Raw genomic sequence first — 25,671 nt, 5'->3', positions numbered from 1 at the left:
GGAGAATTCACATGAAAATTGACTGGACACCGATCACTAAAGTCGTAAACGAGGCACCAGATACATACACGTTCCATCTCGCCTTGCCACCTGAGTTCACGTGGCAGGAAGGGGCGCACACGCATCTTGCGCTCGAAGGGTTCAACGCCGGGGACAAGCCGGACCGAAGTCTCGTCCGCCATATGTCGATCTCGACATTGCCGCACGAAGGGGCAATCGGAATCACGACCCGCATCAAGTCCGAATGCTCGACGTTCAAATCGATCCTTCGCGACATGGTACCGGGGGACAAGGTCGCCTTGTTCAAGACACATTCGAACGTCCCGCTCGAACGGAGTGGGAAGAACGTCTACCTCTTATCGGCGGGTGTCGGACTCGCGACATTCCGTCCGGTCGTCCTCGAGTACTTGGCGAACAGGGAAGGTGTCCCGCATCTCCATTCGTTGAACGTCGATTCGTCGAAAGCGTATCTGTTCGGTGACGTCTTCGAATCGAACGAGCACTTCACGTCAGAATTCGTCCCGAGTCGGAAAGACTACTACGAACGCGTGGAGATGATGGCATCCGACAAGGACGCCTTGTTCTATATCGTTGGTAGTGATGAGCTGTTGCATGAAACGATCCAGGTGCTCCGGTCGAACGGGGTGGCATGTGACAACATCAAGATCGACAAGCATGATTTTCAGCGGGATGACTTTTTAGGTTGATACTCAAACCGGGGACACGTGCCCCGGTTTTTTCGTGCACAACTGAACGAATCGTTCGAAGATTCCACGTCCGTCCGGTGTTCCGATTGATTCGGGATGGAACTGGACACCGTACGTCGGATGGGTCGGGTGTTCGAGAGCCATGATGACACCGTCTGTCGTCTCGGCCGTGACCGTCAGTTCGGTCTTTTGTACGACGAGCGAGTGATAGCGCATGACGTCCATCGATAGCCCTTCAAAGAGGACGCTTGGCACCGTATTGATCCGTGAGACTTTTCCATGCATCACCTCGTTCGCCCGTCCGACGACTCCGCCGAACGCCTCGGCGATGACCTGATGACCGAGACAGACCCCGAGAATCGGGATATAGCCGGACAGTTCTCGCACGACCGCGAGCGACACACCGGCGTCTTTGGGACCACCGGGACCGGGGGAGAGGATGATACCACTCGGGTTCATGCGACGGATTTCTTCTATACTATGTTCATCGTTCCGGATGACGCAGACGTCACTGAAGCGAGCGACGTCTTGATAGACGTTATACGTGAACGAATCGTAGTTGTCGATGAGGAGAATCATGCGAACACCTCCAATAGGGATTTGGCTTTATGCAGCGTTTCTTCATATTCCGATACCGGGTCTGAATCATAGACGATGCCGGCGCCGGCTTGGACGTGGGCCGTGTCACCTTGGACGACCATCGTCCGGATGGCAAGGGCGAAGTCGAATCCGCCCCGGACATCGAGATAGCCGACCGCCCCAGCGTAGACTTCTCGTTTCACCGTCTCGAGCTCATCGATCAACTGCATCGCCCGAATCTTTGGAGCCCCGGAGACGGTACCGGCCGGAAGACAAGCACGGAGCGCGTCGATCGGGGCCACATCGTCACGTAAATCACCTTTAACTTCCGAGACGAGATGCATCACGTTTTTGAATCGTTCGAGCTCGATGTGTTTCGGGATGGTGACTGTGCCGACTTTGGCGACCCGCCCGATATCGTTCCGTCCGAGGTCGAGGAGCATCCGATGCTCGGCGAGTTCTTTCTCGTCTTGAAGGAGTGACTCCGCGTGACGCGTGTCTTCCTCGACGGTCTTCCCACGAGGGCGTGTCCCGGCGATCGGGTTCGTCGTCACTTTGCCGTTCTCGACACGGACGAGACTTTCAGGAGAAGCACCGAGGACGATCGCTTCCCCGAGGTCGATGTAGAACAAGTACGGACTCGGATTTTGTTTCCGCAGCGTCCGGTAAAAGTGGAACGGGTCCCCGGTGAACGTCGCGTCGATTCGTTGCGACAAGACGAGTTGGAACACCTCGCCCGCTAGGATTGCCTCTTTCGCCTGGAGCACGCGGTCGATAAATTCGTCCTTCGGCGTCAAGATGCGCTCGCTCGTCCGGACGACCGGTTCGAGGGCGTGTGTCTCCGGTGTCTCGAGCTGTTCGCGGATGGACTCGAGTCGCATCGTCGCATCCGTCTCGCTCGTATCGATCAGGATGACCTGTTCCTCGAGGTGGTCGTATAAGACGACCGTCTCATAGCGTTGGAAGAGGGCGTCCGGCAAATCACGCGTCACGGTCGGCGTGTTCGGGATCGGTTCATACACCCGAAGCAAGTCATAGCCGATATAGCCGACGGCACCGCCGATGAACGGGTACGGTGCAGTGAAGTCGTCACGTGTGATGCGTTCGGATAAGGCATGGAGCGGGTCGTCTGCATAGATTGTCCCCGTTGCATCTGTCACGTCGTTCCCATCGACTCGGATCGTCTCGACCGGGTTCGCCGCGATGATGGAGTAGCGACCGTGCTTGCCTTCCGCGCGACTTTCGAGTAATACCTTTCGTTCACCTTGTAGTCGGTGGAAGATTGCCACTGGTGTGAGTTCGTCACCATTGATGATCCGTTGTTGCATTGAAAGAACCTCCTTATAATGGGTAATAGAAAGGGGATATGCCGATGTCAGTCTTACGACCTGACCAATTTTCAGGTGAAGCGTTGACCGAGCACATCGAACTCGAGGACACGCTGTCACCTTACGTTGATATCAAATCATATGAACTGAATCTTGAATATTTTGAGGCAGTCGTTCGTCATGCCCAGCAATTGTTTGATGCGTTGTTCGAAGAGGGCGACCCCATCCGAATCGTTTGGCATGTACATGGACAGCCCGTCAAGCCGACCCTCTTGTTCCGTTATATCCGGGACAAATCGGTGCGCTTCAAGACGACCGCCACATCGTGCACGTTCGATGACGAACCGTTATGGATGTTCACCGTGCCGGTAGCAGACAAGTCCGAAATCCGTGTGCGACCACTCCTCGAGTCGATTTGTTATCAAGATTTTTATACAAAATCAAAGCCTCGTTTGAACGGAGAGTTCACAACGTATCCGCTCGTTCAGTTCATCCACGAACGAGAGGGTCACGTCTTGTTCGTATACGATGACCGCGGTGCGTATATCCGTGGTACGTCACCAGCCCACCTCCAATCGCTCAAACAAAAAATCTCCCCGTCCCGCATGCCCAATCGGACATGAAGGACGAGGAGATTCCCCGTGTTGCCACCTTCGTTGAAAGACGCCTTGTCTTCCCACTCATCGCGAACCATCATTCGCTGTCCCCGATAACGGGAGGACCCGTCAGAGCCTACATGTCGGTCTGAACGCTCAAAAGCCCATTCACGCAAGGTACGCCACCGGTTCGCATCGACCACCGGCTTTCTGAAGACGTCCCTTCGCGCTACTCTTCTTTCTCATCGCGAGTTCGTATGAATGTTATCGTTACTTTAACGGGATAAAGATGCATTGTCAAGCATCATTTGACCGAAGCGTGCCCCACCTGACGTTTCCCGATGAACGTGAACGTGATCCCCAATGCCAAAAGGGGAAGGAGCCACCACTTCGTAAAGAAGAAGAGGGTGCCCCGATACATGAGCCACTCCATGCCCAAGTAGGCGAAGAGCGTGATCAAGGGAGCGATAGACAAGCGCTTCAAGTGCAATGCGATGGCGACTCCTAGTCCGATCGTAAACGTTGGGACGATCACGAGTTGCCATAGGAACGGATCGATATAGTGAAACATGGAGAGTCCTCCTTATAACGAGTAATCACGACACATCAGGCAGATTTTTTTGTTTTCAACAATCCGACGAAGATGAACGAGAACAAGAGCGAAATCAGCGGGAAGATGACATTCCACGAACTGAGATGGCTGACATCGAACGGACTGTGGTCATAATAGACGGCAAAGTACGTCAATTCGATGATGGCGTTCAACAAGAACGTCACCACAGGGCCGACCCAGACCCGTTTCATGATCATGGCGACCACGACACCACCGCCGATGGTGAGAAACGGGACGATGACGAGTTGCCATAAGAACGGATCGATATAGTCAAACATGGAGAATCCTCCTTATAACGATTTGTACCCTAGGAAGTACGGGCGCCACATCGGGTCATGGATCGAGTTGATTTGAAGCATCTCGCCCCCGGCATGGATGAAGAACTCATCATCGAGCATGATGCCGATGTGCGATGGACCGGATTTGTACGTGCCGGCGAAGAAGACGATGTCCCCGCGACGTCCACTCGTGATCCCTGTCCGTTTGTTCTTGAAATGGCCGCTATGCCAGTAACCTGACACGTTGGTGCGACCGCCGATTTTACCGGCTTGATTCGTCGCGTAGTGGATGAGACCGGAACAGTCAAAACCGCCGTTCAGCGGAGACTGTGAGCCCCACGTGTACGGTGTCCCGAGATGTTTCACCGCGACGGCAATCATGCGTTCTTTTTGTGAGTTGTCCCGTTTCTTCAACAAGGCATCTCGTTTGATGCGAATGTCTTTCGTCTTGACGTAGACCGGACGCCAGTCGTATTGGATGAGATAGGAGTCGCCACTCTTCCCACGAGGGTAGATGCGACGACCGGCATCGAGATACCCGATCGGACGGGTGTCGTTCGGGTTAGCGTAGAACGGCGTCTTCTTCGTCGTTCCATAGTGGGCGGCCGTATAGACGCTCGCCGGTTGAATCGCCTTCGGTTTCGTTTCGGCGATATAGGGGTTCAACACGTACACGCGTTTCCCGGACGGAAGACGGACGTGCCAAAAGTCGGCATCGATCGAGCGGAGCCCGACGAGTTTCGTTCCGCGCGGCAGAGTGCCGGCCGGACGACCATACGCAACGTCAGCCGAGAAGTAAGGCGTCCCGTTGAACTGTGTATAGAAGACCGTTCCTACCTTCGGCTTCGCGGTCGGTTTCGAGACAGCGAGGTAGCCAGTCGCGACATAGCGATAGGCTCCGTTTAGTCGGATGCGCGTGTAGTAGCCGCTCGTCCCATATGTCTCGATGAGCTGACCCCGTTTCAATGAACCGACTTGTTTCGCGATTGAGGTCGAGGCGTATACTTCGACCTCGTTATATCGGCTGTATCGTTTCCCTGTCGCTTCGAAGCGAGGTGGTTTTTTCGTACTCGTCACGCTCGTCGGGACGAAGTAATAGTTCCCTTTCGTGAAGATACGGGTATAGCTTCCACGGGTGCCATAGATGTAGACGAGCTGTCCCCGTTTCAGGGACAAGGTCGTTTTGGATGATTTCATCGTCCGAGCATAGACCGGTGTGTTTTTCGTGATGTACCGTTGTCCGGTTTTTAGATAAGGTGGCTCCGTCGTCCCAAGCGATGCGGATTCGACGAAGACATATTGTCCGTTGTAATAGACACGGGTGAACAGACCGTCTGTCCCATAGATGCTGACGAGTTGACTCCGTTTGAGTGAACCGACGACTTGCTTCTTGTCTGTGTCTAAATAAATCGATGTCTCTTTTTGAGCATAACGGCTCCCCGTTTTAGCGTAGCGGGGCATCTTGGCAGCGAGTGCGTCTCGCTTCATATACACGTACATGCCATTTTGATAAAGGCGGGCCATCGAGCCATTTGTGCCATATACACTTACTCGTTTGCCCCGGACAATCGTCCCGACGATCTCTCCGTCCTCATTCATATAAGAGGATGTCGTCAAGACGAATTGCGAGTCCGTCTTGAACGGGATTCGATTTGTCATCGAGAGCGAGATGTATCCGACAGTTCCATTTAGATCGACACGCATCTGTCCGTCGATGAGGAAGCCGTTCAAGGTTTGACCGGCTTCAAGTGGAGTCATGGTTCCACCATCTGGTGAAGACGTGAGAGTCGCTCCCTCTTTTGCGTAGCGGGTCACTGCCGCCGGAACCGTCTCTCCGAGGGCGTCACGGGCGACATATGTCCCGTCCGTCGTGAGGAGAAGGTCGCCTTCGATATCGAAGACGTCGACCGCTGTCCCGATGGTGAGTGTTGCGACTACATTTCCGGCAGCGTCGCGTGCATCCGTCTCCGTATGGACGTAACGGGTGACAGCGTATGATAAGGCGTCGTTTCGGACGAATCCTTTTTGTGAAGCGACGGTGACAGACGTATGGGTCTCGGTCACCTCATGGACATCCACACGCTCCGCTTGGTCTGTGACCAGGAGAACGACCGTTTCTTCTGGATCGGCATAGAGGGTCGTGCCGGCACGAAGAATGGCCTCAGACCCGACCGCTTGAGCGGTGAGTGTCCAATAGAAGGTAAAGAGAAAGAGCAAACTGAAGATTCGTTTCAACATTTCCACCTCGATTCATGAAATTTACAGTTTTTAGTATATACATAGTGGAGATGAAAAAGGTTGCTTATTTCGATAAAAGGGAAATGATTGAAGGAATCCGTGCTCAGCATTCCACTCGTTCGTTTGCGACCATCTGTGCTATGATGGACGGGGAAAGGAAGGGACAACTATGGAGACACTCAACATGAAACAACTTTCTGACGACCGATCGGCCCATCAGGTAGCCGGCGATCTCGACGCGATGCGGGCGCTCATGCACGACTCGTTCCGATATGTCGATTCGAGCGGGCGTCAGTTCGATAAAGAGACGTTCTTAGACCAGTTCGTCGACCCGACAGCGATTCAATGGATCGCACAGGACACGGTCACGTTCGATGAGACGGTACGCGGTGACCTCGCCGTCGTCCAACTCTTGCTCGAGGAGAAGTTCATTCTCGGCACGAACGCGTACGAAGGTCGCTTTTGGATGCTTCATCTTTATGTGAAAGAAGATGGCGTCTGGTTATGGCAAGGCGGACAAGCGACGATGATCAACGAAGGTTAATAAGCGTTCAGACACTCCGAATCGATGGAGTGTCTTTTTTATTAAATGAAGGAAATGTGAATTTGAAAAATATATGCCTATTTTAGAAAAATTATGTACCCTTTTGAAAAAGGACAGATTATAATAAATTTGTAAACGATTGTCATTATTCTTGAGGGGGACCCTACTTATTATGAAACAACCGAAATATGCAGCACTTTTCCTAGCTACCACACTCGCATTCGGAGGTATCGCGCCTTCGACAATCGTCAACGCAGAGACGTCTGAAGACGTGACTGCTCCTGACGCACCGGTATTATCGGCACCACTCCACACATCGACAGCACTCACGATCACAGGTGAAGTGGCTGCGAAAGCGGAGATCTTGATCAACGGCAAGACATACGTCCGTACAATCCTCGAAGGTGGCGAGGCCGTCTTCAAGATGTCACCACAGTCGGTCGGCAAGGTCATCGACGTCCGTCTCGTCGACGCGAGCGGCAACGTGAGTGACACGACGCGTGCCATCGTCGCCGAAGACCCGAACGCACGTCCGGACGCACCAGTCATCAAACCGTTGACGGAGACGTCACGTGAAGTACGCGTCGTCGGGGAGCCGGGACAATATGTCGAGCTCTCGATCGGCAGCAGCACGTATAAAGGGAAGTTCGATGCGAACGGGCTCTACCGTCGTGGCATCGCACCGCAACCGGCCCACTCATGGCTCTCGGCGAAGACGATCTCGACGAAAGGCGCGACGAGCGACGTCTCGAAACGTAGCGTCTACACAGACCGCGTCGCACCGAGAACGGCGACATTGACACAGTCCGTGACGGCAGCATCATACGGTGTCTTCGGAAAAGCCGAACCGTATGCGACGGCCGTCGTCAAGATTGGCACGAAGTCATACACGGCACCGGTCATGTCGACTGGGAAGTTCATCGTGAAGATCCCGCGTCAAGCGATGGGGCAGAAGATGTCACTCGTCATCCGTGACGGCGCAGGCAACGTCAGCCAATCGAAGACAATCACAGTACAGCACGCGCTCTACAACAACTTCCATCGTGTCTACATGGATGGTATGAAGTTGACGGTTCATAAAGAAGTCTTCTATGCAGATTCGACGACGAAATACGCGGACACGTTCGTGCCACTCTTCGTCGGACATCCATCGAAGTCGGGCCTTGGGTTCCTTCTCAGCAGCTACACGGAGGATGGCTCGGTCGCTGGATTTGAGAAGTTGACGCTCCGTGTCGGTCGTGCGACCTATTCGCAAAACATCAACGATTACGAAGTCTACTATGAAGAGTATGAGGACGGCTCGGTCGAAGAGTCATACTTGTTCCAGCCAGATGCGAAACTCATCAGCTTCGTCGACAAGTACGTCCGTCCGGAAAACCGGATCACGGTCATGGTCCAAGGAACGGACTACGACCTCGAGTTCAACCTATCGGGTGCGGAGAAACGCGCATTCATCCAATCCCTCCAATACGCAGGATACTAATTCTTTAGGACCGGTGGAGACACCGGTCTTTTGTATGCACGGATTCGATTCTCTTCTATATAAATGAAGTGGCGGTTGCCATCTGCCACCTAGGAAGAAATATTTCCGAAATCTTTTTGTTACATTTTTGAAACATAAACCGATAAATAACGTAGAACAACGTGGAGCCAAGTGCTTCACTATTTAAGAAAAGAGGGAAAAGGTATGAAACAAGCTTTGCAACGCCTCGTTGCATTTGTATCGGTCCTTGCGCTCGTCGTGTCGCTCGTCCCAATGCGGACGATGGCAGCTGGCGCGGCCGATGTGAGCGAGGCCACATTACTTACACCAGGACAGACTGTCGACTTCACGACAGGGACAGATCCGGTGAACACGTATTGGTTCAAGATGGAGCGAGAAGCTTCAGCTATGACACATATGGAGATTGCGATGGAAGCGTCTGCCGTGACGAACATCTCGGTCTATCCGAGCGCTGAGACGGCAGCGGCCGATGAGACGTTCGATCGCTACCGGGCGAGCGCTTCTCCGGACGCAGAGACGTCAGTCGCAAAAATCCAATTCCCATACGCATGGGAAGGTCCATATTACATCAAAGTGGAATACATGCCACTCGAGACAATCGATGAAGAGGGCGCGGTGATTCCACCGACGGCAGCAGATGTCTCACTTGGTTATAAATCAGTGAAACTCCCAGTGAAGTATGAAGAAGGAAACGGAACGATGTGTCCGGTCGAATCGTTGCTCCCGATGCCAGAAGATGGCGGGTTGCTCGAGTTGATTCGTCGCCTGCAAGAAGAGATCCTGGGTGGATCGAAAGAAGGGCGTCAATTGGAGGCACTTTACTACAAGTCGTCCCCGTACATCGTCCGCAAGTTGGCATTCGACAAACAGAAACGCCAAGAGGCGTTGACGGACCTTCAGACGTTACGTCCGCTCATCACGTCACTCGTCAACAAAGAAAGTCACACTATCACGAAAAATGAAGCGACTGCGATCAACCGCATGCACGCCTTGGTCAAATCAAGCGTACCGAGCGGAATCAAGTCGGATGTCAATGACTTGGCTTCATCGGTCGATATGACACGCCTCGCCGGCTCGACGGTGGAAGACGTGTTCGCACAGATTGGAATGGAGCTTCAAACGGTGGATACACCGCGTTATATCGTCAAATACAAATCACAACCATCGACATCGATCGGCAAGATGAACGCGATGACGGATGTATCGGCAGAGCGTATCTCGATCGGTCGTCCGGGAGACTATTTCGCGCTCGTTGACGTCGAGTCGGCAAGCACGAAGATGCAAGCAAAAGCGAAAGCGACGTTGAACGCCGATTCGAACGTCGAGTTCATCGAGCCAGTCCAGACGTACAAAGCGTTTGCGACAGATTCGAGCTATGAGTATCAATGGGCAATCAATGAAAAATCAGTCCTTCAACCGATGAAGTATGCGGGTGTCGGACTAGAAGGCTATGAGGCACTCCGCCTTCCAGGTCGTTCAATCAAAGTAGCCGTACTCGATACAGGTGTAGATGATCGTCTGCTCGACTTTAAAGGAAAAGTCGATGTCGCGAACGGAAAAGACTTCACGGACCCGAACGGGGATGGAAGCTCTCGCGATGAGAACGGTCACGGGACGCACGTGGCAGGTGTCATCGGGGCAGTACGAGACAACGGTGTCTCGATGCGCGGAATGGTACCGAACGTATCGATCCTCCCAGTTAAAGTGCTCGGAGCAGACGGGACGGGTGACACGGATCAAATCGCACTTGGAATCAAATATGCAGTCGACGCTGGAGCCAAAGTCATCAACATGAGTCTCGGTGGCGGCGAAAGTCGTACAATCGGTTACATGTTGAAGTATGCCTATGACCGCGGTGTCGTCGTCGTTGCAGCGACGGGGAACGAAAGTGAACCGGAAGTATCTTATCCGGCCTCTTCGAAGTATACGATCTCAGTCGGAGCGACGAACTCGCTCGGAATCGTCGCAGATTACTCGAACTTCGGATACGGCGTCGATGTCGTGGCACCAGGTTCGAAAATCGCGAGCCTTGTCCCAGATGGGAATGTCGTTTATTTGGACGGCACGAGCATGGCGACTCCACATGTCGCTGGCGTCGTGGCCCTCTTGAAATCACAACACCCGACCCTTTCGGTCGAGTCGATCCGTACGCTCTTGCAACGGACGGCTGACCCGGTCGCCTTCTCAGGCGGAGATGTGCCGGAAGTACCGGTTGACGAGGAAGACGAATGGGCATTTGAAGACATGAGTGTCGAGTTCTCGTTACCAGTGGCATATTACGACGTGTTAGGCGGTTACGGGAAGGTGAACCTTCACCGCGCCGAGTCGATGCTCCGTTTGAACGCGAACCGTGCGGTCGTGGCGGAAAATGCGGCAAACTTCAAAGTGAACGTGAAGTCTGGCACGGTCGTCTCCGTATATAATGGCGATCAAGTCGTCGGACGCGGGACGGCGAAGCAAGCGGTCGCATCGTTCAAGATGAAACCACAACCTGCAGGGACAGTCTTGCGCGTCGTTTACACGAACGGCAAGTATCAGTCGACGGAACGGTTGATCGTGGCGGCGGGCAAACGTCCGGCTAGTCCAGCGGTCACAACGCTCCGTGCTGGCGCGAGAGCAGTGTCTGGTAAAGCGACACCGGGTATGACGGTTGTCGTTCGCAATGCGCAGCGTCAATTGTTCGGGACGGCGATGATCCGTCCGGACGGCACGTACAGCGTCAAGACGCGGGCTCTCCGCAAAGGAGAATCAATCTACGTCCACGTGGAAGATTTGAACGGCCGTGCCGGACAAATGACACGTGCGATCGTCAAATAAGCTAGTGACACCGGGAGACGGGTATGCCGATGGGCATATCCGTCTTTTTGTATGGAGTGAATGCCAAAGACGAGGTGACCTGACAAGGTTCGAATGATGGAAACAGTAGTTCTCGCAGAGAAAAGACCGTCATGAGGATACGATTCGTCTGTAATCGGATGGGTCGAAAGTCCTCACGGCACGAGAGAAGGTTGAAACGAGAGGCGCAGATGTCTAAAATGGAACATACACGTTACTTTTGGATAACTTTGGTTTTGTTAAACAGGTCAATGATTTTATGGTTTGGAAATAACTAAGGTAAACATTGGACTTTGAGAATCGACATTGTAAATTAAATACTAAAGGTAATTAATGGTATAAAAATGGTTTTCAACTATTATTTCCGCTAAAAACGCATGAAATCAACAAAAATCGACGTGTTTCGACATTTCCAAAAAAGGTAAATCTAAAAATGAATTAAACTAAAATCTCCAAAATTCAAAAACGTTACCATTTTTGCGAAAAAAAACGCTTGTGTCGCTTGGAAGTGTTATGTATATTATGGATGTAAGGTTTTCCAAGAACAGTCTTGGTAAATTGTTCAAGATGATTCTTGCAAAGACTTCTACCGGGGGAGAACGCCCGGTCTAAAGAAGAGTCGGTTACATAATCATTAGTACTTTATTCATTGTTATGGATACATGACTCCGAACGAGATCGGTTGGGCGAGGACGGTAGAAAAACCTATCTACCTAAGGGAGGATTTACATCAGATGGCTAAGAAGAAACAATTCGTTACTGCAGCGGCAGCGTTCGCAGTAGCAGCATCAGCAGTAGCGCCTGCAATCACAGCAGACGCAGCATCAACAACAGTCCAACTTTCATCGGACTACGTACGCGGCGGGGACCTCGACGCGGCACTTGACAAAGAGTACAAAGGTAGCGAGATCTACTGGTACAAATCGTCAGTCGACATGAACAAACTTGGCGTGTTCCAAACTGCTAAAGGTTTTGTAAAAGGCCAAGGCATCCGCGTTGAGAAAAAACTTCGCGTCTTGAATCACGCACAAGATATCCAACCTGAAGAAATCGTCCTCGAAGAAGGCGTTCCTGCATCAGGTCTTCGTATTCAGCCAGTTCTCTTCGCAGACGGCGTGAAATACAACAAAGTTGTCACATACGCTGGTTTCTCAACTGAGAAAGCTGGAGAGTTCGAAGGAACATTCACTTACTCTAACAAAGCATTCGGCGTTGTAACTAAAACAGTTAAATACAAAGTTGTGAAATCAGAAGTTGAAATCTCAAACGTTTCTTCTTCAGTAGATCAAGCAGCTGAAGTTCTCTCAGTCACAGCTGACGTGAAGAATCTCAAAGACGGTGAAAAAGTTGAACTCGTTGTTTACCCAGGTAAAGACATGTCAGCTACACCAATCAAAGCAGACGCAACTGTCAAAGATGGCAAGTTGACTGTTTCTCAGAAACTTCCTGCTGGAACTCACTCATTCCAACTCGTTTCTGGTGAAGTGAAATCTGCAGTTGTAGACTTCACAATCGAAGCTGCAATGGTTAAAGACGTTAAAGCAATTAACGCTACTCAAGTTGAAGTTGCATTCAACAAAGCAGTAGATCCTGCTACATTGTTTGCTAATGGTGTTAGCGGTGCATTTAATGCAGGTGCGACTGTTGCATTAACATCAATCGACGGTATTACTTCTGGCGCGTTGACTGGTAAGTTAAGTGCAGACGGACAAACTTTAACAATTACATCTGCTAACGCACTTTCAAAACGTTATGATGTTGTTGTTGACGGAATCAAAACTAAAGAAGCTAAAGCGTTCGCTAAATACAACAAAGTTGTTGAATTTGCAGCTGATACTACGGCGCCAATGGTTGTATCTACAGTCAAAAAGACTGCTAGCACATTCACAGTTAAATTCTCTGAACCAATGAACAACCTCGGATCAGTATCTTACAAGCTTGCTGACGGTACTTCTGTAACTGCAACTGCAACTGGAGTTCAAAATGACTTCACAGCTGGAGCGCAAGAAGTTACTTTCACTGTAGGTTCTGAAGTTGCTGCAGGTAAACAAGTGATTGTGACGTTTGTCGGAGCACAAGACCAAGCGTTGAACATCATTTCTCCAAACCCTGCAACTGCATCATTTGTTAAAGGTGACAAAGATGGTGTTGCTCCTGCTGTAACTTCATTGGTAGCAGTCAACAACAAAACAATCGAAGTTAAGTTCACTGAAGAGTTGCAAGCAAACCCTGCAATCACAGGATTCGATGGAGCGCTCACGTTCAAACAAGACGCTTCAGATAAAACAAAATACACAATCACTTCAGACACTCCTAACACAGGATTGAAAGCTGTTTCTGTATCAGCTGGGTACACTGACTTGAGTGGAGAAGCTGGAGCTGCTTACTCTAAAGTCCTCAACTTTGATGTTGATACTGTTGCACCAAAAGTTGCTTCTACAAAAGTTGTGAAGATCGACGGCGTAGAATACCTTGAAGTGTCATTCGACGAAATCGTTGAAACTGCTGCTGCTCTTACAACTCTCGAAGTTACTGGAACTAAAGTTTCTAACTTTGTAACTTCAAACATCACTCCTGTTTCAGTTCCAGTTGCTAAGTTTGTTCAAGTGTCGACAGATAAGAAATCTTATCGCGTAACACTTGCTGACTTACTTGGGGTTAACTCAACTAAAGGTGCATCATACTCGTTGGATATTGCTGGAAACAGCACTGCAACTCCAGTTGCGCTTGTTAGTGACTTGAGTGGAAACGCTGGTCCAAGCACATTCAAAGCTAACGTAGTTCGCTCTGAAGATGCAACAGCACCTTCAAACACTAAAGCTTCACTTGATACTTCGTTCAGCACTAACGGTATTGAAGTGAACTCTGATAAGACAATCACAGTTCGCTTCAACCAAGAACTTGATGGAGCTTCAGCTACAAATGTTGCTAACTACAAGTTTGATGGCGCAGTAGTCGAAAAAGCTGTTCTCAGCCCAGTTGCTGCTGGTAAACAAGATGTTACATTGACTCTTAAAGCTGGATCTAACGTATTCACAGGTCTTCGTAACGTAACAATCAGCGGTGTTCAAGCTAAAAACGGCTTGGTCATGGATGCTGTAACAACACAAGAATCGCTTGTGGAAAATGTTGCTCCTACAGTTTCGTCTGCTAAGCTTACTGCACCAGGCGTTATCACATTGAACTTCAGTGAAACTGTATACAACGCTGCTGATCTAGCTGGAGATGACTTCGAACTCTACGTTGGCGGAGTTAAAGTGACTGCAACAACTCTTGATACAGAAGATGTGTTACAAGCAGCTGCTAAAAACACATTGACTTTAACTATCGGTGGTACAGCACTTAAAGCTGAAGATCTTGCTAAAGGTCTTTCAATCAAGTCGGTTGACGGACTTGATATCATGGATGCTAACGATAACGTACTTTCAGTTGGAACAGTAACTGTAGCACAATAATTCTTATCCTCTCTTTAGGGAATTTTGGGATACGCTAATATGCGTATCCCTTTATAATTATATTTTCAACTGTGTAGTATTTTTGATACACCCTAACCATCATGGCTTAGGGTGTATTTTTATGTCTGAAGGATCAAAAAAATGAAACCGAATCAATCTGAAAAGTGTGTCGGCATCGTCACCCCCTCAATGAAGAGAATAGTTGCTATAAAGGTCAAACTATTGATTGGTCGAATGACGACTAGACGCTCGTGAAAGAAATTTTGGATGGACTCGATCGGAAAGGATTTCCTCGTCATCAGCCTGGGACGAGGAATAATTTCTATTCAATATGCTGTAGCTCGAAATCACTTTCCGTTCAGGATACGCAATATTGGAAACGTGACGAATCTTGTCGAACGATAATAAAACAAATTTAAAAAACGGTTTTCCATATCGTTTAAAACGATGCGCACTAAGATATGAGGACTGGCTACAATAAGGCGTAGTCAATTTTAGAATGGGATGGATGGACTCATGACATCTATGATATTAAAAGGAGAAAAAGAAATGATCTCATATTTGAAACGCTGGTTGACGATTGTGGCAGGGGTTTTCTTACTAGTGGCATTAGGACCTCAGATGGTTACGGCAGAAGAACGTACTTTACCGTTTAATGGTGTGGTACATGGAGAACTGACAGCCGAACAGAATAGACAAACTTACATGTTGCAGGTAACAGAAACGGGCAACGTGACAATTGATTTTACAACAATGGTAGACGATACAGTGAACATCGTATTCCAAGATGGGATGAACAACCCCATCTATAATACATGGATTAGTGGAAGTGCTTCTTCACCAGGAAGGAAAGTAATGTCTTGGGATCTTGAGGCAGGTGAGTATCAATTTATCGTATACGATGATTCTTATCGGACAAATCAAGGGAAATTCACCATCAAGACTTCGTTCACATCAGTCAAAACAGATGACATCGAACCGAACAATGGAACCGCTGAAGCACAACCGTTGAAATTCGGACAGACAACGAAAGGATTCCTTTCCGTACAAGACGAGGTGGACGTCTATGAAGTCAAACTGACGAAAGCAGGACGATTACATCTCAATTTATCGACATATGTAGATGACACGTTACGCGTGTCCCTCACGGATGACATGAATCAGCAAGCATTCTACGAATCGATTTCGGGATCGAAGAAAAATCCAGGCAAGTTTGTTCGTTATATTGATTTAGAGGCGGGTACTTATCATATCTCCATTCAAGATGGTGGACCCTACAGTACGGATACAGGGATGTACCAACTCAAATCAACGTTCGTTCCTGCATTGAATCAAGAGGCCGAACCAAACAACGGATCGGTTGAAGCAAAATTATTCCCGTTTTATCAATCGCGTACCGGATTTTTGTCATGGAACGACTCCGTCGATGTGTATAAAATTGTGATTCCAAAGACCAGCAAAGTCGGAATTGATTTGACATCTTATGTAGATGAAAAAGCGATTCTTACGCTTTACGATGTAGATAATATTAAAGTGATTGAGGACTATGTCTATGGTTCTACAAAGGCACCGGGACGAGCTAAAAAATCCGTGACGCTCACACGCGGTACGTACTATCTCTCTATTAGTGATGGTCCGTGGCAGAGTGAAACGGGGAAGTACTTGCTAAAAGTCACATCAAGTCATTTTCTTCCGGTTGTGACAGTAAACTCTGTAACAGCCCGTTCCACAAAAGTAAGTGGCAAGACTGAGAAGGGTGCCACCGTCACGATGACGATTGGTAAGAAGTCCTATAAGCGTACAGCCGATGCGAAAGGGAACTATTCATTCTCCATCAGCAAGCAAAAGGCTGGGACGAGCATCAAGATCTCGAGCAAAAATAAGTATGGGACATCTGTGAAGTCGGTGAAGGTATCGAAATGAGTACATGTGTGTCGAATTACTTGATGCATCAATAGGTAAAGTGAATTGTGAACGAGTGTAGATGAAGAGAGGGTTCGGCATCATGTCGGATCCTCTTTTTTGAAAGAAGAATGATTTGTTCTCAAATTCATGAGCTGGGTAATTGAAAGATGGTAAAAACGTAAACCAAAAGAATGGATGTGGGGAATATGAAACGATGGTTACGCATAACTGGACTGATAGTCTTGTTTAGTCTCTTCTCGTTTTCAACAGCAAAGGCAGCCCTCGTCATCGAACCGGTAAGTTCGATCGACGTGAGTCGCCCAACGAACTATATCGTAGGAAACGAGCAAATGTATATTGGTGGGAAAGAGGGATATCGGGCATATCGTTTGTCGGACGGGACCCTAAATCTTGATGTAAAAGGACAAGCTACTGATGTGTTAGATGTTAGTGATGATGAACAGTGGGTCATTACTAAACAATCATCTGGACTCGTGACATACGATAGCGAGGGAATTGAACATCATACGTTAGATGAAGCGAAATGGGAACACATGATGATATCCTTTAAAGATGAGACCGTACAAGCCCGCTTTTTGCCGAAATCCTCGGTCGTCGTCATCTTAACGGAGTCATCAGGTCTCGTTTGGTATGATGTCGCTACCGATCAAGTGAAAAAGCAAACCTTTATTGTTCGAGATGGGCGCTCTGCCCCATCGTCTCAGACGCTTCGTGTGTCAAAACAACTCATCGCTGTAGGGGAGAAGAGGATGATGTCGTTATACACTCATGAAGGGAAAATGACCTCCTCGTTCGACATGGAAGAATCGATCGAATCGTTCGATGTGACGGAAGACAATATTGTTGTGATGATAAGAGCGGATGGCAGTTTATATGAATATAACCCGAGCACAGAGAGAGGGACTTTACGAGAAATCGGAGTCCATGGAGAAATCATGGTCAGTTCGTCCGGAACGTTTTTCTCGAACGAAACATCTCTCTATGACTTTAAGACGGGCAAGCGAGTCTATTCATCGATTCAACCGGGGCGTGTCGTCTTCACACCAGATTCAACGCGGTTTGTTTCGATTGGGGAACGCATCGAACTCTATGCTACGTCTTCACTCAACCAACGCATTCGTTCCATTGCAGTCAATCCAGAGTTGAAAATAATCGAATCCGACACGAAGGTCCGACCGAGTCTGATTGTAATTCGAGCGGACGGTAAGAAAGAGACGATCACGGAAGGGGTGGCGTGGACGACGACTTCGAAGGAACGGTTAGCGATTGAGAACGGTCTTTTTGTCGGGAAACAATCAGGGCCAGTTGTAGTGAATGCAACCTATGAAGATCACACTGCCTCACTTTATATAAAAGTCGTACCGGCCCCTCAACTAACAGATCTTGAATGGTTGAAAGAACAGAAGAAAGCACTCGATCAAAACGGAACGTTTGAAGGCGCGGATTATCGTATCGGAGATTTATATGCAAAAGTAAGAGGAACTGCTGGCAAACTTTTGTTAGACAAAAAGGTAGCGACACGAGGAAAGTTCCAAGGAAGTTGGATATATGCTGCGACGAACCGTTCAAAGCGTGTGAATGAGATTGTCTTCTCATTTTGGAACTACAAGCGCCCAAACATTACTGAACGGGGCGTACAACGTGCTTTCGGGAAACCGATTCAAACATGGACCAAGAAATCTAAGACATTTGAAACAATTAACGGAAGTAAATCGTGGGAGAAACGCTCTGTGGGAAAAATTACGGCATATCGCACGAAACAAAAACATACGGTCTGGATGTATTATGACACGGGTGGAAAGTTACGCATGTTCCGTCTGTTTGAAAAAGTACCGAAATAAGGTGTAAAGGTAACGAAACGTATTTAAAAAATGGTTCGAGTCATCTTTCTTTTTAAAAAGGATGACTTTTTTTGATGATTGTCAGTTCATGTCGAACGATTCCTTTTCAATTTTAAATTTCTAATTGACTTGAATAACATATGTTTACTACAACAAAAGAACTAAGTTGATACTATCAAGATGATAGACAAGATTCATATGAAATGACTAAAGATGAAAGTGAGGTCGAGAGATTTGAAACGGTTCGTGACACAGTTTTCTCTTTTTGCCATTCTATTCATGTTATTGAGCACATGCTTACCTACCACGGCAGCCGCTGCAAGTTTAACGGTTTCTCCGAAGAGTGTGGCGTTACAGGTCGGTCAATCGAAAACGGTACAGGCGAAAGCGAGTGGCGTGAAAAAACCGGTGTATGTATGGAAATCTTCGAACACGAAAGTAGCAACTGTGCAAAATGGGAAAATTACAGCGAAGGCCGTCGGGAAAGTGACAATCACGGTCACTGTCCAAAAGACGAAGTTGAAGTCGACCGTTAGTGTGACGGTGAAACCGAAAAAACTAAACGCACAAGAAGCGTTTAAGTTAGTCAATCCATCGGTTGCGACAATTGAGATGTACGATGCTTCCGATCGACTTACCTCGACAGGGAGTGGATTCGTGACGAAGAAAGGGGAGGTCATCACGAATTTCCACGTCGTCTCAGGTGAAGCGAATCGATACGCTCGCATTCGATTCGCAAACGGCACCGAGGTTGAGACGCTTAAGCTAAAACGCTTTGATGACGCACTAGATTTGGCAGTCTTAGACGTTCCTTCCCTTCAATCTATTCCGATATTGTCGACGGCAAAAGCGGGAAGTACAGGCTCAACTGTCTACGCACTGGGAAGTCCGAAAGGTGTCGATAATACGATTACACAAGGGATTCTAAGTAATCGTGAGGTCTTCTTTGGTGGTCAACCATATCTTCAATTTAATGCCAGTGTGACACATGGGAATTCAGGCGGTCCTCTCATTAACGAGTACGGGCAGGTCATCGGAGTCGTCACGTGGGGGCTTCCTGACTCACAAAACATGAACTATGCGGTACCAATTCAAGAGCTAGGCAATTTGAAATATGGACGCGATACGATTGCAAATGTACAACTGCCGACCGAACCCGGATATGAGTTACCCGTCGTATCAGGCAAAGGTGACACACGAGAACAGGAATTGAATGATGCGTTTGCGGATGCAGATGTGATCTCTTATGCCTCGGGTGATTTAATTGGTTCTGTTTATGATTTAGAAGATGTCGATACATTCGTCTTCCGGACCGACAAACGAATGACGCTATCCGTGTTTGGAGGATGGATGAACAACCGGCAAGGTGAATACTGGGCGTTCGGTCTATTTGACGCGAACGGTGATGCGATTCGTTACAGTGAAGAGTTCTCGAATGAAGGACGCTATTATGGAACGTTAGACCTCGTCATTCCTGCCGGCGAGTACTACTTGGCCTCGTTCCCATTGTCCGGTTTGGCCGATTCGGAATATTACAATCAGTCCTATCGAATAAGTTATGAATTGAAATAACATATCTTTGTAGTGGGATGAGGAGTATCGGGAGTATTTCGAAAAATCAATATAAAATAGTCGCAAGAGCTATGTGTATTTGTTTTGGGACGAATGCACATGGCTTTTTGGTGTTGTCGGGAGTCATAAAAAGTATACAGAAATGGACTAATAAATGGTCACTTATCATTCTGTTTTATTATCTATCAATTAGCATAAAAAAATCATACTTGTAGCCATCTCAGTAAAAGGTAATTAAGAAGTTAGATTTGTCTTGAAACATTTCCATAAAAAGAAAAAATATCATCTTTGATTGTTAGATTATGTATTAAAATGAAACGAGTAATGAAGGATGAGGAGTGAGAGAATGGCGCGTAAAACAAGAAGTGATTGTACGGTAGGTACTTTTGAGAAGAAGCACGGTCTTCCTCCGGGAACGATTCGGAATCCAGATGGAAGAGACACGCGGAGCGATAAGAAAATCGGAACGATTCGTAAAGAGTCTGAACGAAAATAATTTCTACATCGAGCAAAGAAGCACGTACATGATGAGCGGGTCTCTCAGTGGTTTTGAGGACGCGCTTTTTGAAGTTATACATGGAATCGAATCAGTGTTTGGATAGAGCGACACTATTCGAGATTCAATATAAGGAGACGATAAGATGGACCACCTGATTGATTTTAAACAAGAATTCACGATGCAGACGATGCTGCATGAACTGCACGAGTTGATCGCGAAAGCGAATCGACTAAACCTCGACACGACGACGATTGAAGGCGTGTATAAGGATTTAAACGTCTTAAACCTATTCTCTAACCGTCATATCGTCAGTGTCGCTGGTTTGCAGAGTGCTGGCAAAACGCTCGTTGTCAAGCGGACGCTCGATTTACCGGATGACCTCTTGTTATCAGAAGTCGGAGTCGGAGAAAAACGTCCTGTCCTTCTTTCGTCTGACGCGACTGCGACAACGATTGCTTATCGAGTGATCCGCACTGTCAAGACAGCTTCGGGGAGCTTTGAATTGCAGGATGAACCCATCACGAAAGAAGAACTCAATACCGGTATTCAAAATCCAAGCGGCGATATGCTTTGGTTCGAGATCATTTTACCGAACAATCGTGTGCTCGGTCATTTGACGCTCGCTTTATTACCGGGGTTCGAACGGAGCACTCGCTCGGATTCACAAAAGTTCCTCGATCTTTTCCTCAAATGCTCGACGGGAATGATTCTTGTCTTGAACCATGCTCGACTCGCTCAGATGGATCAAGAGATGCTACTACAGAAAGTCGCTTCGACATATAAAGACAAGGCACCTGGCTTCGTCCTCACGCATGCGAGCGAATTGACAGAAGAGAAAAGAACGATGATTTCACAAACCCTGTTCCAAAAGTTCAGTATGGCAGACGAGTCACAAATCATTTTAGCCGATACGGACATCGATAACGTCCCTCAAGAAATGGAACGATTGCTCAAATCGAACAGCCAATTCACTCAAGACTCACTCCAACTTCATCACGAGAAACTCATGATGATTGGTGAGACGTTAACACGTGAACTCATGAAACTTGAGCATGTGCTCATCGCACAATCGGACCGAAAGAATGATCAGCGCGAGTTGCGGACGATGCAACGTTTATTTGATGCGGCTCGTGATAAATATATTCAAGAGTTAGACGAAACGTTAAAAGTACGTTTAGAGGTACATGTAAAACGCTGTATCGATGAAGTGACGGAAACTATTAGACAAGAAAATCATACGTTATGGGACAAAGCACGAGCTTCTTTCAAAAAAGATATGACGTTCAATGAGCGGCATGAGTTGCTTGAATCCATCCAACATGTCTATACGACTGAAAATCCACGTGTATTGGACATTTTGATGATGGAGTCGATTGAGACAATGACAAGGAAACGTCTTAGCCTCCATAAGCCGCATGTGTCTCAGAAGAAGCAAATTGAGCAGGCGGTGCCAAAACCGGCTCTCAGCTTTATGGAGCCGAAACCAAATGAACTCGCGCCGAACCAGCCTGAACTCGAAATCGCAGCCACGGACACGATGCAGGAAGCGTTTAGTGAGACATTGACGGAAGTGGATCGTTATTTAGATCCGACTGTTCTTGATGTCTCACTTGGGGGACAACATACCCAACAACTCCCAGTGATTGCTGGAGCGATTGTACAGCATCTGATCTTGACGAAAGGGAAAGAGGGGGATGCGGACCTTGTTGTTGGTGGGATCGAAGAATATGAGACACTCAAAGCTAAAATCGGAAACATGGAAGGATTTCATCAAGAGTATTCAGGACTCGTGCTTGATGCCAACCGCATGGTGACCGGAACGGCTATCTTTTTCGGTGTCGATGCACTCGATGGGAACTTCAACAGTTTTGGAGCTATTGTAGGGGCTCTTGAGGCGTTAGGTGTGGCAGCCGGAGTGGCAACAGGCGTTGCGGCAGCTGGTGTCAGTGGCGTGGTCGGTCTACTTGCCATTAAGCGAGGTTCGGAAAAGATTGAAAAATTCAAGTTCGAGCGTCATGACTATGCGACACAAGTGCTAAAGGCGACAGCTGATTATCAACGCGAGTCGACGATTGCGCTCGTCAATAACGTTATGGATGAGATGCGTGACAAATTAGTGCATGCCTACTATGCCCGTCGGCAGGACGATGTGAATTCTGGTTTGTATGAAGAAGTTGAAGTACGCGTGAATCGCTTGAAGAATGAGTGTGGCAAACTCCGGGAAGAGGCGTTCCGCAATGCGGGAGCTATTTATTGAATTTGAAAAGAATCGGTATGAGTGGGCATTTGACGCCAAGCATGATTTTATGAGCCGATTTCAACTATATGATGCTGAAGGTGTGACGCCGGACCAAGAGAAAGTCGTCCTATCGGTATATGGACCGACACAGGTCGGTAAAACGACACTCATCTTGAACTTACTTAGGGTGAAAGAAGAGGCGATTGACGAGATCTCGTCATTTTTACGAGGAAAACGGGAGATTGGTCAATCTGCGACGGTAACTGTGACGAGTTACAGTGTATCTGCCACAGAAGACTATGTGCTTACCTTGCCGAATCAAGAACCCGAAGTGATTCAGTCGACAGACATCTTAGAAGATCGATTATCCACACTTCGAGTCGATGTCGAGGCGGGACGAATTGATTCACTCGCTCCTGTGCGCATCGCCTTGCCGAAGTCTTACTTTGAACAAGCAGACGTTGCCATCGAATTACTTGACCTGCCTGGGATTGAGTCAGCGGAGGAACGAGAACTTCGTCACGTCGAACGTTGTGTCAATCATTGGATTCCTCGATCGCATATCTGTCTCATCGTCAATGGTGCAGGTGACCTGACGTTCCTTCGGGACATCGGTATGACGCACTTGCAGCATTGGTATGACTATCCGGATAATTTTTATGTCGTCTTGACTCGTGCGTACTCTCCGGAATCGGTCAAACGACGATTGCGGGACAAATCGATTTCAAACGAGACAGACCTCCGTGCCTACTATCATCGTGAAATTGGCGACATTCTCGGTCGAACGCCCGGGACAGTGTATCCGGTCGAGATTGGGGCGAGCATGCATCGGCTTGAGCCGGACACGCGTGAGATGGCCCAGTCGATTTTGAATGAGTTACGAGAGCGAATTGAACAGACTGATTATCGGCATGTGTCCTTTAGTTTTTTGACAGGTTACTATGCGGAAGTGGTGCGTCAGAGCGATGAAGAGATTCGCCATATCACAGAAGATTTAGATGTGGCAGAACGGGAACTCGTTCGATTGAAGGAACGAATGCAGAAGTTAGAGGAAGAGGGAAAAAAGCGGATTGAGGATTTTGGAAGCCAAGAAATACAGTTGGCTGAAAAGATTGATGTCTTCAAAAAAGCGTTCGAACGGATTCATCATCGTGAAATCCAGGAAGCCATGATTGAAACGGAGTTAATACATGCAAAGTATGCCAAATCAAAAATGGCGTTGAATACTGCGTTCTCTCGAGCAATCACAGTACTAGATCAGTCATTGACTAAAGGCGTACAAACCATGAATCGATTACTAGATACAATTTATTTCGAACTCGATCAAGTTGACTCATCTCGATTGCACGTGTCACATCCGGGGGAGATTCAATTTTTTTCATGGGATAGCTCGAAAGTAGACCGTTATTTGTCCCAAAAGAACTATGAGACGCAGATGAATTCGATGAAAAAACACCTCCTCGAAGAGTCAACGCGACTGAGTGAGTTAGTGTATCACGAAGTGAAACATATCTACGATCAATTGCAGGATATATCCGAAACGTTTTCGAATGATCAAGTGCGCTTGGTTATTCGTTTCACGCATGAGATGGATTTGCTTAAGGCTGAACTAAATGAAGCCGAGCACAGCGTGATCCAACTACATGAACGATTGAAGAAGACGAAAGAACGTTGGCAAGAAGACATAAATCACGCACAACAATACCGAAGTTTCTTCATTGAGCACTTCGTGAAACGTCAGCAAGCGTTATTGCGACAAGCAACGTCCGACAATACCGAAGAACGTTACAGCGCTGGACTTTATTTATACACGCTCGGACAAGATGCCGAGGAAATTATACAAGCACTGGGGTGTCCGAATGGAAACGAAACAAGCCACGACAGTGGAAGACGCGCTTTATGAGCAAGCATTGTCGTCCCTGCGACAATTGAATCAAGAGGTATTCTTAAACGATCTCGATACGAAGTTAAAACAAACCATCCTGATGATCCAACAAGAAGTAGATGATTTAAAAGCAAAACTTGAAGAGGATCAACTCTATCTTTCTTCGACTATCCAAAATTTGAAGCAGGTCGTTCATTCAGATAGTACAAATTCGGTTGAACAGGTCGAGCAGCTAGACGAGCAGGTGCGGTCGTATTTTCGTGACTTCTATGGTCATTTCACGACAGAGATCGAGCAGTTGAAAAGTGCGTCGGCATCTTCGGTTTCCTTAACCGAACAGCTAGTTGCAAAGCATATGAGCAATGCTGAGAGGCGGATGCATGATTTACAAGTACAGCAAAAGGCGACAATGGAATATGTCGATGTACGTTTCGAAAAGCTAGAACAGGTATATGATAGCTGGCTTCTCGCACTAAATGAAATGAAAGACGATTTTGCCAAACAGGCGAAGACTTTCCATGAGGCGAACGAGGCGCAACAACTTCATTTTCAAACTGGACAGGAAGAACTATCCCAGCGAGCCAGTGAACTGGACGCAACAATGCATCGATTAGAACAGCGACAGAATGAGTTACGTGAAACGACGAAACAAGAGTTCCTCCAAGCCGTTGCCGATAGTAATGCGTCACGCCTTACTTGGGAGGAGGCAATCGCAGAAGAGATGACCGCACGGGGAGCTAGTGAAGCGGCGATGCGGAAACAGTTGCTCGATGACGTGAACGCAACTGCTGAAGCTGCGATCATCCAGCTGAGAGAAGAGAATGAGGCACTTGCCAAGCAGAATGAAGCCCGATTCAAGCAGAATCGATGGATTTTGATTGGGTTGGGTGTGTTGGGTGCAGCTCAAATTGTATTACAGGTGATATAAAAAAACTCGATATCGAATTGAATGTGGGACATTTCACAGTACGAGATTGGGGTGTCCTCTTTCGGTGTATCGAAAATTCAGAAAGAGGTAGATTAAGATTAAGT

The 25,671-nt window shown here is 48.0% G+C and carries 18 protein-coding genes and 1 other annotated feature; of the genes, 13 read left to right on the top strand and 5 right to left on the bottom strand.

Going from position 1 to position 25,671, the window contains the following annotated elements; translation table 11 throughout:
• The first annotated feature begins 11 nt into the window (after nucleotides 1-11).
• On the top strand, nucleotides 12-707 hold the full coding sequence (locus GVY43_RS08225; RefSeq protein ID WP_159562844.1) for a dihydropteridine reductase: 696 nt from the start codon (nucleotides 12-14) through the stop codon (nucleotides 705-707).
• A gap of 3 nt (nucleotides 708-710) precedes the next feature.
• Here GVY43_RS08225 and GVY43_RS08220 read toward each other — a convergent pair whose 3' ends face one another.
• Both GVY43_RS08220 and trpE read right to left on the bottom strand, forming a co-directional pair.
• Nucleotides 711-1,286: an aminodeoxychorismate/anthranilate synthase component II gene (locus tag GVY43_RS08220; protein ID WP_159562843.1), complete on the bottom strand. Its 576-nt coding sequence runs from the start codon at nucleotides 1,284-1,286 to the stop codon at nucleotides 711-713.
• On the bottom strand, nucleotides 1,283-2,614 hold the full coding sequence (trpE, locus tag GVY43_RS08215; RefSeq protein WP_159562842.1) for an anthranilate synthase component I: 1,332 nt from the start codon (nucleotides 2,612-2,614) through the stop codon (nucleotides 1,283-1,285). Before trpE ends, GVY43_RS08220 begins: the two co-directional genes overlap by 4 nt.
• Nucleotides 2,615-2,658: 44 nt before the next feature.
• Between trpE and GVY43_RS08210 the strand changes: the two genes are divergently transcribed.
• Complete coding sequence (locus tag GVY43_RS08210; protein ID WP_159562841.1) at nucleotides 2,659-3,237, top strand: hypothetical protein; 579 nt, start codon at nucleotides 2,659-2,661, stop codon at nucleotides 3,235-3,237.
• Nucleotides 3,234-3,465: a binding site (T-box leader), on the bottom strand. (Overlaps the previous gene by 4 nt.)
• A gap of 49 nt (nucleotides 3,466-3,514) precedes the next feature.
• Here GVY43_RS08210 and GVY43_RS08205 read toward each other — a convergent pair.
• The 3 genes from GVY43_RS08205 to GVY43_RS08195 are packed head-to-tail and all read right to left on the bottom strand — an operon-like array spanning nucleotide 3,515 to nucleotide 6,339.
• Entirely contained in the window at nucleotides 3,515-3,781 is a 267-nt protein-coding gene (locus GVY43_RS08205) for a hypothetical protein (protein WP_159562840.1), read from the bottom strand.
• Nucleotides 3,782-3,816: 35 nt separating this feature from the next.
• Nucleotides 3,817-4,101: a hypothetical protein gene (locus GVY43_RS08200; protein ID WP_159562839.1), complete on the bottom strand. Its 285-nt coding sequence runs from the start codon at nucleotides 4,099-4,101 to the stop codon at nucleotides 3,817-3,819.
• A gap of 12 nt (nucleotides 4,102-4,113) precedes the next feature.
• The gene (locus GVY43_RS08195) at nucleotides 4,114-6,339 is read right to left on the bottom strand and encodes a C40 family peptidase (RefSeq protein WP_236548943.1); all 2,226 of its coding nucleotides are present in this window, start codon (nucleotides 6,337-6,339) and stop codon (nucleotides 4,114-4,116) included.
• A gap of 169 nt (nucleotides 6,340-6,508) precedes the next feature.
• On the opposite strand from GVY43_RS08195, the gene GVY43_RS08190 reads away from it, so the two are divergent.
• The 11 genes from GVY43_RS08190 (at nucleotide 6,509) to GVY43_RS08145 (ending at nucleotide 25,567) form a co-directional block, all read left to right on the top strand.
• The gene (locus GVY43_RS08190; protein ID WP_143180225.1) at nucleotides 6,509-6,883 is read left to right on the top strand and encodes a nuclear transport factor 2 family protein; all 375 of its coding nucleotides are present in this window, start codon (nucleotides 6,509-6,511) and stop codon (nucleotides 6,881-6,883) included.
• A gap of 172 nt (nucleotides 6,884-7,055) precedes the next feature.
• Entirely contained in the window at nucleotides 7,056-8,366 is a 1,311-nt protein-coding gene (locus GVY43_RS08185) for an Ig-like domain-containing protein (protein WP_159562837.1), read from the top strand.
• Nucleotides 8,367-8,570: 204 nt separating this feature from the next.
• Nucleotides 8,571-11,204, top strand: a complete 2,634-nt coding sequence (locus GVY43_RS08180) for a S8 family peptidase (protein WP_159562836.1) — start codon at nucleotides 8,571-8,573, stop codon at nucleotides 11,202-11,204.
• Between the two features lie 752 nt (nucleotides 11,205-11,956).
• The gene (locus GVY43_RS08175; protein ID WP_236548942.1) at nucleotides 11,957-14,677 is read left to right on the top strand and encodes a hypothetical protein; all 2,721 of its coding nucleotides are present in this window, start codon (nucleotides 11,957-11,959) and stop codon (nucleotides 14,675-14,677) included.
• A gap of 549 nt (nucleotides 14,678-15,226) precedes the next feature.
• A complete protein-coding gene (locus GVY43_RS08170) occupies nucleotides 15,227-16,600 on the top strand; it encodes an Ig-like domain-containing protein (RefSeq protein ID WP_159562835.1) in 1,374 nt (457 codons plus the stop codon).
• A 188-nt stretch (nucleotides 16,601-16,788) separates the two neighbouring features.
• Entirely contained in the window at nucleotides 16,789-18,444 is a 1,656-nt protein-coding gene (locus GVY43_RS08165) for a hypothetical protein (RefSeq protein ID WP_159562834.1), read from the top strand.
• Nucleotides 18,445-18,678: 234 nt separating this feature from the next.
• Nucleotides 18,679-20,016 carry a trypsin-like peptidase domain-containing protein gene (locus GVY43_RS08160; RefSeq protein WP_159562833.1) on the top strand — a complete coding sequence of 446 codons (1,338 nt, stop codon included), beginning with the start codon at nucleotides 18,679-18,681 and terminating at the stop codon, nucleotides 20,014-20,016.
• 346 nt (nucleotides 20,017-20,362) lie between these two features.
• Entirely contained in the window at nucleotides 20,363-20,512 is a 150-nt protein-coding gene (locus GVY43_RS15960; protein WP_167365507.1) for a hypothetical protein, read from the top strand.
• Nucleotides 20,513-20,657: 145 nt separating this feature from the next.
• On the top strand, nucleotides 20,658-22,772 hold the full coding sequence (locus GVY43_RS08155; protein WP_159562832.1) for a hypothetical protein: 2,115 nt from the start codon (nucleotides 20,658-20,660) through the stop codon (nucleotides 22,770-22,772).
• Nucleotides 22,753-24,657, top strand: a complete 1,905-nt coding sequence (locus GVY43_RS08150; RefSeq protein ID WP_159562831.1) for a hypothetical protein — start codon at nucleotides 22,753-22,755, stop codon at nucleotides 24,655-24,657. The genes GVY43_RS08155 and GVY43_RS08150 overlap by 20 nt, the downstream gene beginning before the upstream one ends.
• Nucleotides 24,614-25,567 (top strand): hypothetical protein, encoded by a 954-nt coding sequence (locus GVY43_RS08145; protein ID WP_159562830.1) that lies wholly within the window; start codon nucleotides 24,614-24,616, stop codon nucleotides 25,565-25,567. The genes GVY43_RS08150 and GVY43_RS08145 overlap by 44 nt, the downstream gene beginning before the upstream one ends.
• Nucleotides 25,568-25,671 lie beyond the last annotated feature (104 nt).

This window comes from Exiguobacterium sp. 8H, assembly GCF_902506255.1.
In the GTDB taxonomy this organism is placed as follows: Bacteria; Bacillota; Bacilli; order Exiguobacteriales; family Exiguobacteriaceae; genus Exiguobacterium; species Exiguobacterium profundum.
This window is presented reverse-complemented; position numbering and strand designations above follow the sequence as displayed.